This is a genomic window from Desulfovibrio sp. JC010, assembly GCF_010470675.1.
Lineage (GTDB): Bacteria > Desulfobacterota > Desulfovibrionia > Desulfovibrionales > Desulfovibrionaceae > Maridesulfovibrio.
Map to the genome: position 1 here is coordinate 60,570 of NZ_VOIQ01000010.1, position 11,668 is coordinate 72,237.

Annotated in this window: 10 protein-coding genes; 3 read left to right on the forward strand and 7 right to left on the reverse strand. The window is 51.5% G+C overall.

What is annotated here, in order from left to right:
• The first annotated feature begins 183 nt into the window (after positions 1–183).
• From ald to alr, 3 genes are all read left to right on the forward strand, one after another.
• Positions 184–1,305, forward strand: coding sequence for an alanine dehydrogenase (gene ald / locus FMR86_RS12465; RefSeq protein ID WP_163351733.1), 1,122 nt, complete (start codon positions 184–186; stop codon positions 1,303–1,305).
• A 241-nt stretch (positions 1,306–1,546) separates the two neighbouring features.
• Entirely contained in the window at positions 1,547–2,932 is a 1,386-nt protein-coding gene (locus tag FMR86_RS12470) for a sodium:alanine symporter family protein (protein WP_163351734.1), read from the forward strand.
• Positions 2,933–3,076: 144 nt separating this feature from the next.
• Entirely contained in the window at positions 3,077–4,222 is a 1,146-nt protein-coding gene (gene alr / locus FMR86_RS12475) for an alanine racemase (protein WP_163351735.1), read from the forward strand.
• Between the two features lie 546 nt (positions 4,223–4,768).
• On the opposite strand, the gene FMR86_RS12480 is transcribed toward alr, so the two are convergent.
• The 7 genes from FMR86_RS12480 to FMR86_RS12510 form a co-directional block, all read right to left on the reverse strand.
• Complete coding sequence (locus tag FMR86_RS12480; RefSeq protein ID WP_163351736.1) at positions 4,769–5,623, reverse strand: ABC transporter permease; 855 nt, start codon at positions 5,621–5,623, stop codon at positions 4,769–4,771.
• Positions 5,620–6,474 carry an ABC transporter permease gene (locus FMR86_RS12485; RefSeq protein ID WP_163351737.1) on the reverse strand — a complete coding sequence of 285 codons (855 nt, stop codon included), beginning with the start codon at positions 6,472–6,474 and terminating at the stop codon, positions 5,620–5,622. Before FMR86_RS12485 ends, FMR86_RS12480 begins: the two co-directional genes overlap by 4 nt.
• Positions 6,475–6,476: 2 nt before the next feature.
• Complete coding sequence (locus FMR86_RS12490; RefSeq protein ID WP_163351738.1) at positions 6,477–7,559, reverse strand: ABC transporter ATP-binding protein; 1,083 nt, start codon at positions 7,557–7,559, stop codon at positions 6,477–6,479.
• 83 nt (positions 7,560–7,642) lie between these two features.
• Positions 7,643–8,701, reverse strand: coding sequence for an extracellular solute-binding protein (locus FMR86_RS12495; RefSeq protein ID WP_163351739.1), 1,059 nt, complete (start codon positions 8,699–8,701; stop codon positions 7,643–7,645).
• Positions 8,702–8,966: 265 nt separating this feature from the next.
• Entirely contained in the window at positions 8,967–9,062 is a 96-nt protein-coding gene (locus FMR86_RS12500; RefSeq protein WP_163351740.1) for a MetS family NSS transporter small subunit, read from the reverse strand.
• 2 nt (positions 9,063–9,064) lie between these two features.
• Entirely contained in the window at positions 9,065–10,573 is a 1,509-nt protein-coding gene (locus FMR86_RS12505; protein ID WP_163351741.1) for a sodium-dependent transporter, read from the reverse strand.
• 171 nt (positions 10,574–10,744) lie between these two features.
• Positions 10,745–11,665, reverse strand: a complete 921-nt coding sequence (locus FMR86_RS12510; protein ID WP_163351742.1) for a diguanylate cyclase — start codon at positions 11,663–11,665, stop codon at positions 10,745–10,747.
• Between the last annotated feature and the right edge of the window lie 3 nt (positions 11,666–11,668).

Consider the following 11,668-nt stretch of genomic DNA (forward strand, 5'->3'; position numbering starts at 1 on the left):
TCTCTTAAACTTCCGTTTTCATGGATTTTTAACGTTTCGCAAAAACTAATTCAGCTCTTTCAGCCAACTTTGGCATACGGATTGCCATAGGGAAAACCAACCAAGAGTTCAGACTCTTTTTTTAAAAACGCCAGCCCTGTTGTGATTGCAGGGCACAAACAAAACAAATCAGGAGAAGTGGAAATGAGAGTTGGTATCTTGAAAGAAATCAAGGCAGAAGAGAACAGAGTATCCATGACACCCTCCGGTGTTGAAGTCATGATCGCAAACGGTCACGAGCTGTGGGTTGAAAAAACCGCAGGTGTGGGCAGCGGTTTCTCCGATGAAGACTACATTGCAGCCGGTGCCAAAATCATCGACACTCCCGCTGAAATTTATGCGGAATGCGAAATGGTCATGCATGTTAAAGAACCTCAGGCTTCTGAGTACGACATGGTTCGTGAAGGCCAGATCGTTTTCACCTATTTCCACTTTGCTCCTGACGAGCCCCTGACCCGCGCATTCGTCAAAAACAAATCCATTGCCATCGCTTACGAAACCGTTGAAGGCGGCAAAGGCGACCTGCCCCTGCTGACTCCCATGTCTGAAGTTGCAGGACGTATGTCCGTTCAGGAAGGTGCCAAATACCTCGAACGCTACTACGGTGGACGCGGCATGCTCATGGGCGGCGTTACCGGTGTTACTCCCGCAAACGTCGTTGTTATCGGCGGCGGTGTTGTAGGTACCAACGCAGCACAGATGGCCTGCGGTCTGGGTGCCAAAGTAACCATTCTCGACATGAACCTCGAAAGACTGCGTTACCTCTCTGAAATCATGCCCAAGAACTGCTTCCCCATGATGAGCAGCCCCGCACTTCTCCGTGAACTGGTTCAGGAAGCTGATGTTGTTATCGGCGCAGTTCTGGTTGCCGGTGCAAAAGCTCCCAAGCTGGTTACCCGCGAAATGCTCAAAACCATGAAAGACGGCTCCGTAATCGTCGACGTTGCCATCGACCAGGGCGGTTGCTTTGAAACTTCCAAGCCCACCACCCACGGTGATCCCGTCTACGATGTTGAAGGCGTTATCCACTACTGCGTTGCCAACATGCCCGGTGCAGTGCCCATGACTTCCACCATGGCCCTGACCAACGCCACCCTGCCCTACGCTCTCCAGATCGCCAACAAAGGCTGGAAACAGGCAGCTCAGGACAGCAATGCCATCAAGACCGGTCTGAACATGGTCGGCGGCAAAGTTACCTACAAGGGCGTTGCCGAGGCATTCGACCTCGAATTCACCCCGGTTGAATCCGTTCTTTACGACAACTAGAAAACGAAAAATCTGCTGACAATTCAGATTATCAAGTCAAATCAGGAAGACTGCCCAGAAATGAATTAGAAATAATCACAATAAGCACTGAAGCATTGCGCAAGTCCCTCTGCGCAGGCTTCAGTGCTTTCCTGAAACCCCACAGGAAAGAGAACCGGTCTGCTCACCGGAGATCTTTACGCCACAGCTGGAGTTTTTCTCGGCAGTCTGGGAGTAACCTGTAAACTTACAAGGGGATGATATGGAATTCTTGACCTTACTGGACGGAATAGTTGGTAAAATCGGCGCATTTGCATGGGGACCGCCCATGCTTGTCCTGCTCGTCGGAACCGGAATCTGGCTTACTTTTTCTCTACGCGGACTGCAATTCAGAAAACTGTGGTACGCCCTCTACCTCGCTCTTATTAAACGCAAAGAAGATACTGACGAACCCGGTGATATCACTCACTTTCAGGCCCTGATGACCGCCCTTTCCGCAACAGTGGGTACCGGTAACATCGCAGGTGTGGCAACCGCCATCGCTGTCGGTGGTCCCGGCGCACTGTTCTGGATGTGGATGACAGGCCTCGTAGGCATGGCCACCAAGTACGCGGAAGCAGTACTGGCCGTTAAATACCGCGTTGTGGACGAAAACGGCGAAATGAGCGGTGGTCCCATGTACTACATTTCCAAGGGCCTCAACATGCCCTGGCTGGGTACCCTCTTCGCCATCTTCGCATCCATCGCCGCTTTCGGTATCGGTAACATGGTTCAGTCCAACTCCGTTGCCGATGCAGTTGAAGCCACTTACGGCGTTTCCCCCTACATCACTGGTGCACTGCTGACTATCCTGACCGCTGCCGTTATCCTCGGCGGTATCAAAAAGATCGGTAAAGTTACCGGACTGCTCGTGCCTGTCATGATCGTTTTCTACATGGTCGGCGCATCCTACATCATTCTGATCAACATCGCTGAAGTTCCCGCAGCCCTCGCTTTCATCGTAGAGCAGGCATTCAACCCCACCGCAGCAGTCGGCGGATTTGCCGGATCAACCATCATGCTCGCAGTACGCATGGGTGTTGCCCGCGGCGTATTCTCCAACGAATCCGGTCTCGGTAGTGCTCCTATCGCAGCAGCAGCAGCACAGACCAAAGAACCTGTAACTCAGGCTCTGGTCTCCATGACCCAGACCTTCATCGATACCATCATCGTCTGTACCATGACCGGTCTCGTACTGATCCTTACCGGTACCTGGTCCAGCGGTGCCACAGGTGCTGAGCTGACCACCATCGGTTTCGGCGCAGGTTTCAGCGGCGGTGAACATATCGTTACCATCGGCCTGATTCTTTTCGCCTACTCCACCATCCTCGGCTGGTGCTACTACGGTGAAAAATCCATAGAATACCTGTTCGGTGTAAAAGCAGTACTGCCCTACCGTCTTGTATTCATCTGCTTCGTAGGTGTAGGTGCCATCGCCAAGCTCAGCTTCGTATGGAACCTTTCCGACACCTTCAACGGTCTCATGGCTATCCCCAACCTTGTCGGCCTCCTGCTGCTGACTCCGGTTGTTGTGACTGAAACCAAGAAGTACTTTGCAAAGCAGGGTTCCACAGCAAAAACCTCCGCTGCTACTGAAACTGAAAAGTAGTTTCGTAGAAGCAAAAAGACATACGGCCTCACATGTCCCCCTTCCGGGAGTACCACCGCCCGGAAGGGGGGCTGAAATAAGCCTCTTAAATTCCACGTACCAGTCTGCACTGATTACAGACACACAGGAGCCGCGAGGTAAGTTATGAATAATCCGGCCAGCTTTGCCCCGGTCTGGGCTGAAATTGACCTGCAAGCCATTAAACACAATTTTTCGGAAGTACAGCGTCTGGTAAAAAAGCAGTCAAAAATCATGGCTGTGGTCAAGGCGGATGCGTACGGACACGGGCTGCCTGAAGTAGCCAAGAATTTAAGCAGTGCCGGAGCGGATTATTTCGGTGTGGCACGGCTGGACGAAGCAATCACCCTGCGCAGTCAGGGGATTGATAAACCTATTCTGGTCCTCGGGTATACTCCCCCGGAAGCTGCTGCACAATTGCAGAAACACGACATCATCCAGACCGTTTTCTCTACGGATTACGGATTGCGGCTCAATGAGCAGGCCCGTACCGGCGGGAAAATTAAAATCCATATTAAAATCGACACCGGCATGGGCCGTCTGGGGCTGGTGCAGGAAACCATGAACGGCATGCTCCCGGAATCAGTAGCCGTAATCCACCAGCTTCCCCATCTGGAGACAGAAGGAATTTTCACCCATTTCGCGGCCAGCGATGAAGCGGATAAAACCAGTGCTCTGGCCCAGCTTAGACTGTTCAAAAACACTCTGGCCGAGCTGGAACAACGCGGCATCCATATCCCCCTCAAGCATGCGGCCAACAGCGCGGCGATTATAGATCTCCCGGAATCCTATCTGGATATGGTCCGCCCCGGAATCATGCTTTACGGGCTATACCCTTCAAGCGGCGTGCACCAGATCAATGCCGACTTGAAACCGGCCATGCAGATCAAAGCCCGCATTGCTCAGGTCAAGGAAGTTCCCGCAGGATTCAGGATCAGCTACGGGCACACTTACACCACCACCGCTCCCACCAGACTGGCCACAATCCCGCTGGGCTATGCCGACGGCTACAGACGACAGCTTTCCTCAGCCGGGAAGGTGCTGGTCCACGGAATACAGGCTCCGATTGTGGGCCGGGTCTGCATGGATCAGAGCGTCATTGATGTCGGAAAAATTAAAGATGTTCAGGCCGGAGATGAAGTGGTCATCATTGGAAAGCAGGAAAAGGCGGAGCTTTCCGCAGAACGGATGGCCTGTGAGCTGGGAACCATCAATTACGAGATAGTCTCCACACTCATGGCCCGGGTAACCAGAATCTACAAGGGGATTTAAAATTTCATAATTTTCCGGCCGCAACCTTTAATACGCAATCCCTCAAACAAAGTGCGTAATGTCCCAGTCCACACTCCCGGGACATAAAAAGGAGTGGTCGGAACAACTCCCGGTGCCTGGAGCGTCTTTCCAATCCGCATCATGGAAAAACGCCATGAAACCGGGAACATCAGGAGGCCCATGAAAATGGACCATGATCGGCGGCAGAATATTACCCCTTGAAATACTTCTGCCACTCGCGATCTGAGACACCGTCGCAAATATGCATCAACCCCATGCATGACAGCGGCGAATGGAGGTACTATCAACTCAGAAGTACGTAAACAGAAACCAGAAAATTCCGGTCGGCCCAAAGCTAGACACAGCCGAACCACCGGAAGCATGCCGTCCGACTCTGGCGGCAAAACAGTTACTAAGCTGAAAGTAAAAACAGAGTTAATGGATTCTTACCCGGACGTTGTTGTCCGGGCCCATGGCTAAGGTGTGCATTAGTAAAGCCCGGCCCCGGGTTTCCGGGGCCGGGCTATTGTTTTGGCAAAGTTAAATCTACTCCCCGCGCTTGGAGAAATACAAATTACAAAGTGCCAGCAGTGAAGTACCAACAATCAGCAGCAGCGAAACCGCATTGATCACCGGGGTACTGCCGTCACGCACCTGCAGATAAAGGTTGATGGGCAGAGTCGGTTCCGATCCCACCAGAAAGAGGGTGGTGTTGAAGTTCTCAAAACTCATCAGAAATGCCACTGCCCCGGCCCCTATAATAGCCGGACGCAGGAACTTCAGGGTGATGTACCAGATTACTTCCAACTGGGTAGCACCGAGATTCAGGGCCGCCTCTTCAAGGGAATGGTCGAACTTGCGCAGCCTTGCCGAAACCACAAGAGTCACGAAGGTGGTGATAAAGGAAAACTGTCCCAGCACCACCAGCCAGAAGCTGGGCCGGAAGAGTTCAAAATCAAGCCCGAAAGTTTCATCGAAATACAACCCGGCGGTATTGGATGCCAGCAGCAGGGAGATACCGAGGATGACACCGGGAATGACCAGCGGAGCCAGCATCAGAAAATAGAGCAATCCCTTGAATCGGAACTCCTCCTTCTCGAAAAGGAAGCTGGCGCAGGTGCCCACGATGACACTGAAAATGGATACAAAGAACGCGGTCTGGAAACTGGTCACAATGGAGCGCAGGTTCTGGTCATCATGAAACAGCCCGATACGCTCCGGTCCGCTGGATAAAAACCAGTCCAGAGTAAAACCCTTCCACGGCAGAGCCGGAAAGTTGGAATCGTTAAAAGCCAGCACACAGGTGACCACCAGCGGGGCGAACAGAAATACAAAATACAAAAGGATGAAACAATTGAAAGACCAATTGTAGGCTTTGCTGCGCGGCAAGGAACGGATCATGAGGCCACCTCCCCGAGTTTCTGGCGGGTCAATTTAAGCCCGACCCAGATGATCAAAGAACTAAGTATCAGCAGCAGGAAGCCGAAGGCCGAACCCTGATTCCAGTTGAAACTGGCAATGAACTGGTTGTATATCTGCTCCGTAAACCAGAGGGAGTTCTTGCCGCCCATGAGGTTCGGGGTCAGGTAGTTACCGAGCACGAGCATGAAGACCACGATGGAGCCGGAAGTGATGCCCGGCTTACAGTGGGGAATGATGATCGTCCGCCAGATGGTCCACTGCCCGGCCCCCAGATCATGGGCCGCTTCGATGAGTGAGTCGTCAAGGCTCTCCATGACCGAAACCAGCGGCACCACCATGAACAGCATGGAAGTATAAACCAGCCCCATGATCATGGTCGCGTCGTTGTAGAGCATCTCAACGGGCTTATGAATCACTCCGATCTTGAGCATGAAAAAATTAAGCACTCCGGACTCGCGCAGCAGAATCATCCAGCCGTAAATGCGGACCAGTTCACTGACCCAGAAAGGCAGCAGAAGCAGAATCATCAACGCCCCCTGCACCCGCGCCCTAGCCAGCTTGGCAATATAAAATGACACAGGCATGGAGAGCAGAAAGACGATAAACGTAGTCACAATGGCGTAGAGACAGGTACGCACAAAGGTAAGCCAGTAAATGGGTTCACCAAAAAAATTAGCATAATTCTGCAGGGTCCAGACCATGTCGCCGTAATCGTTCTCACCGCGAAAACTCATGGTCAGCAAATCACAGAGCGGCAGCACGATGAGGAGCATCAGCCACATGATCACCGGGGCGAAAAATATCCAGAAAACCATTCGTGAACGGACCATGACTACTCCCCTGCTCCGAAACAGATACCGGAATCAGGATGCCAGCCCACGGAAATTTCATTACCCGGTTCAATGTGATCGAACCTCCGGTTCTGGGGCAGGCTGACGATAAGCTCGTGCTCCTCTTTAGTCACGGTCAGCAAACGGCTGTTGGCCCCGTCAAAAAGGATGCTTTTCACGGTGACCTCAAAAACATTCAGCCCGCTGCGGTCTTTCGGCTCAATGAGCATGGCCTCCGGACGCAGAAAAAGATCGGCCCGCCCTCCGGTGGAACACGCACCATGGGGCTTGGTCTGAAAGGAGTACCCTTCATCAGTGACAATACTGACTTTCTCGCTGTCGCTCTCAACAACCTTGCCGCTCCACTTGTTGTTGTCACCCACAAACTGGGCCACAAAAGGAGTCGCGGGTTTGCCGTAAAGTTCCTGCGGACTGCCAACCTGCTCGAAACGGCCGTTATTCATGACCGCTACCCGGTCAGACATGACCAAAGCTTCGGACTGGTCGTGGGTGATGTAGATAAAAGTAGTCCCCACCTTGGCCTGCAGCTTCTTCAGTTCCACTTTCATCTGCTCGCGCAACTTCAGGTCCAGCGCGCCCAGAGGTTCATCAAGGAGCAGCACCGAAGGCTCCAACACCAGACAACGGGCAATAGCCACCCTCTGCTTCTGGCCTCCGGAAAGCTGATTGATCTGCTTGGCTCCGTAACCGGGCAGCCCGACCCGCTCCAGAATGGTCTCGGTCTTCTTTGCGATTTCAGCAGCACCGACTCCGCGACGCTTCAGGCCGAAAGCAATGTTCTCCGCAACATTCATCATGGGAAACAAGGCAAGATGCTGAAACACAAGATTAACCGGACGCTTGTTGGGCGGCACACCGAGCATGGACCCGCCCCGGATTTCAATATCCCCGGAAGTGGGCTCCTCAAATCCGGCAATCATACGCAGCAGGGTGGTCTTGCCGCACCCGGAAGGTCCGAGAATTGAAAAAAACGATCCGGCAGGCACATCGAAAGAGACATGGTCGACAGCGGTGAAGTCGCCGAATTTCTTCACCATATCAGAAACAGAAAGATCATTGATCATAAAACATCGCCCGGGCTGGAAATTGAACACAGGCGGAGGGCCCAAAGACCCTCCGCCACAGAAAAACGATATAGCAGCAGTGACTAGTTGGCTGCCTTGATTTTATCGAGAATCTTGCCTTCCATGCTTTCCAGCTTGGCAGGTACCGGCGGATACCACTTAATGTTGTCGATAACCGACTGAGGGAAGGAGCGGGCAAAGTTGGCTGCAACAGCCTTCTCGGTGTACTTCAGAGCATCCGCGGAAGCAGTGGCGTATTTTTCTTTGGATGAGAAGTAGCCTGCGTTTTCAGGCCTCATAGCAAAGTTGATCCACTTGTAGGCAGCTTCAACATTCTTGGCTTTAGCCGGGATGACGAAAGTATCGATCCAGCCAAGAGCACCTTCTTTGGGAGCCTTGAAGTCAATAGCCTTATTCTCTGCGTGGAGTTTCCAACCACCGTTATCCCAGGCCATGGCAACAAAAACCTCACCGGAACGCATGGATTCCAGCAGGGCGTCGCCGTTGGCATAGTAGTTCTTTACGATGGCTTTGCCCTTGATCAGAACCTCAGCAATCTCATCGAGCATGGCTTTGTATTCTTTGGGTTTATTATAGAGGGCGAAAGGATCATAGCCGAGAGCAAAGCCCATGGCGATAAGAGTGGGTCTCTTGAGACGGTAACTTACACGGCCTTTGTATTTGGGATCAATAAGAGCCTTAAAGGAATCAACACCCGGAGCCTTGTCACTGTTGATAATCAGTCCGGAAGTTCCCCAGCAGAAAGGTGCTGCGTATGATTTATCCTTAACAAGGGTATTGGCCTTGACCGCTGTAAGCATTGACGGGATGAACAGGCTGGAATCAAGCTTGGAATAGTCCATGGGCTGATACAATTTGTATTTTGCCTGTACGGAGGAAATACGGTCCTGAGAAGGCTGGGCAAGGTCGAATCCTGCACCACGGGTGGCCCGCAGCTTGGCGATCATTTCTTCGTTGTTGGAAAAAGTAACTTCGACTTTGATTCCGGTTTCCTTCTCAAAATCATCAATCAACTTCTGATGAGCATACCCTTTCCAGGTTAACAGTTTCAGGGTCTCCGCTTGCGCGGTTCCGGCCAGGGCGAACACTGTGAGCAAAGCAAATACAAGAATCCTTTTCATGACACACTCCATGTTTATGTAACAAACAGACTTAAAAATTACGCAAGTTGTTACAGGCACATACAAACTCTAACAACACCACTCCGTCACAAAACAGCAAAGGTCACGTTACAGTTATAAATGAATTCAAGGCAAGATTTTTAAGAAATTACTCATAGTGAAAACATTTTGAACACTTACGAACATCTGGATTAATCCTGAGCAAAAATTAAGCCCTCCCGCGCAAAGCACGGAAGGGCTTGATCAATTTATATTCAATTCAGGCTTAGCTGTTCTTGAAGGCTATACGAAAGCAGGCCCAGGCCCCGCCCCAGGTAATGCCCAGTCCGAAAATCATCATGATGATTGCTGAGAATTCCATGATTAGCTCCTTTTCAAAAAGCTTCTGTTTATTCCGCTGATATTGGCGAATCCCTGACCGCTGCGGGCGCAGATCAGGCCGAACACAAGGCAGATTGCGATTGTGGACCAGCCGAAGGCAATGGTTGCCGGGGTGGAATAACCGCCGTAGTTCTTGGAAAGATCGCCGATAAAGTTTGAAACCAGCATGAAACCGAGCATGGCCGGAACAACGAAGCGCAGGCTGTTAATCCAGAGCGCACCGACCTTAATTTCAGAGGTCAGGTTCACGTGGTTGCGCAGGTCATCGAGTCTGCAGAACCATGCGATGAAGATAATCTCAATGAATCCGCCCATGAGGATACCGAAATTGTTGATAAAGTGATCCACGATATCCAGCAGGAGCAGTCCGCCGCCGGTGGTGAAAGCGATGCTGACCAGAAAGCCAAGACCGCAGAACACAGTGGCTGCAACCTTACGGGACATGTTGATCTTATCGATAAGCGCGGAAACAACAACCTCCGCAAGAGAGATCATGGAGGACAGCCCTGCAACAGTGAGTGCGAGGAAGAACAGGGTTCCGAAGAACGCGGGAGCCGGCATCAGGTTGATGGCTGTGGGCAGGGTGATGAAGGCCAGTCCGACACCGGAACCGGCAACTTCGCTGACCGGTACCCCCTGCTGGTGGGCCATGTAGCCGAGCACACTAAAAATCATGATCCCGGAAATGATGCTGAAACCGCAGTTGATAAACACGGTCATGCAAGCATTGTTGTTGATGTCGGAATCTTTGGGCAGGTAACTGGCATAGGAAAGCATGATGGCAAAGCCGATGGACAGGCTGTAGAAAATCTGTCCGAAAGCATCGGCCCAGACCTTGCCGTCCATGAGGGCATGGAAGTCAGGCTTGAAGAGCCACTGCAGACCGTCAGCAGCACCGGGAAGCATCAGCCCCCGGCCGATAAAGATGAATACCAGCAGAAAAAGCAGAGGCATGAAAATTTTGCTGACCCGTTCAATACCGCTTTTTACCCCGGTGAACACAGCCACAAAAGTCATCAGCCACGCAGCTGCAGTGGCGGCAAGAATGGAAGTCTGCACTCCGCCCATATTCATGGGTGAATCAGTCAGGCCGAGGAATTCCCCGAAAAAGAAATCCTTGGGTGCGGCTGTCCAGCCCTGATTGAAAGCAAGCAGAAAATAGTTGATGGCCCAGGCCACAACCACCACGTAATAGGTGGTGATAATGAAGGAAACCATGACCTGCCACCAGCCCAGCCATTCCCATTTCTTGGAAATGGAGGAAAAAACCTTCGGTGCGGAACCTTTGAATTTCTGCCCCAGACCGAACTCAAGAATCATAAACGGCATACCCGCAGCCAGCATGGCTACAAAGTAAGGGATAAGAAATGCCCCGCCGCCGTTTTCATAAACCATATACGGAAAACGCCAGATGTTTCCCAAACCAATCGCAGAACCCACCGCAGCCATGATAAATCCGGTGCGGGAGCCCCATGTTTCTCTATTCTGCATATTACTATACTCCTTAAAAGACTAAGCGGAGTAGTAGTCCAGAAGGAGTACGGGGTCAACAAAACAACGAAGTGATTTTACGAATTCAGCAAAAACAACACAGAAAATTTACTTTTTCAAAAACCAAATACACACATTTTTGCAAACAGACTCAAAAAACACAAATTTTAACTACGAAGAAATTGTAAATTGTTCAATGCGGTTGCGTCCGTTTTCCTTGGCCAGATAAAGGGCTTTATCCGCCAGATCCAGCAATACATCGGAACCGTCGCCATTATCAGGGATCATACTTGCGACTCCTACGCTCACCGTGACGACCGGAGCATGGGAACCGTTGTGGGAGATTGCCAGTTTCTCAATATTTGAACGCAGCACCTCGGCAATCCTGGTTCCCCCTTCAAGGTCGGTATCCGGGAGCAGGGCAACAAACTCCTCACCGCCGTAACGCACAACAAGATCGGTGGACCGCTTCAGGCTTCCGGCCAGTTCCCGGGCCACCAGACGCAGACATTCGTCGCCCATGGCATGCCCTTTGGTATCATTATATGCCTTGAAAAAATCAATATCGATAAACGCGGCGCTAAGAGGACTGCCATGCCTGCGGGCCCGCTGCCATTCAACATCCAGACGGTTTTCGAGCTGTCTGCGGTTGGGCAGTCCGGTCAGGGCGTCGATCATGGAAAGTTCTTTAAGCATGTCACGCTGTTTTTTTAATTCCAGCTGGGTTTTGACCCGCACTTTGACAATGGGCAGGCTGAAAGGTTTGGTGATGTAGTCCACAGCACCGATTTCCAGCCCTTTGGCCTCGTCTTCAACCTGATTTCTGGAACTTATAAAAATTACCGGAATATCTCTGGTGCCCTTATTCTCCTGCAACGCACGACAGACTTCATAACCGTCCATTCCGGGCATGACAATATCAAGCAGGATCAGATCCGGGGGATCTTCAGACGCGGCAATATCAAGTGTCCCGGGACCGTCCAAAGCAACAGCAACCCGGTATTCCCCGCTAAGTGCCGCCCCCAGTAATTTGATGTTTGCCGGGGCATCATCCACGATGAGAATCTTATATTTTAAATGTTCAATGCTCATTGA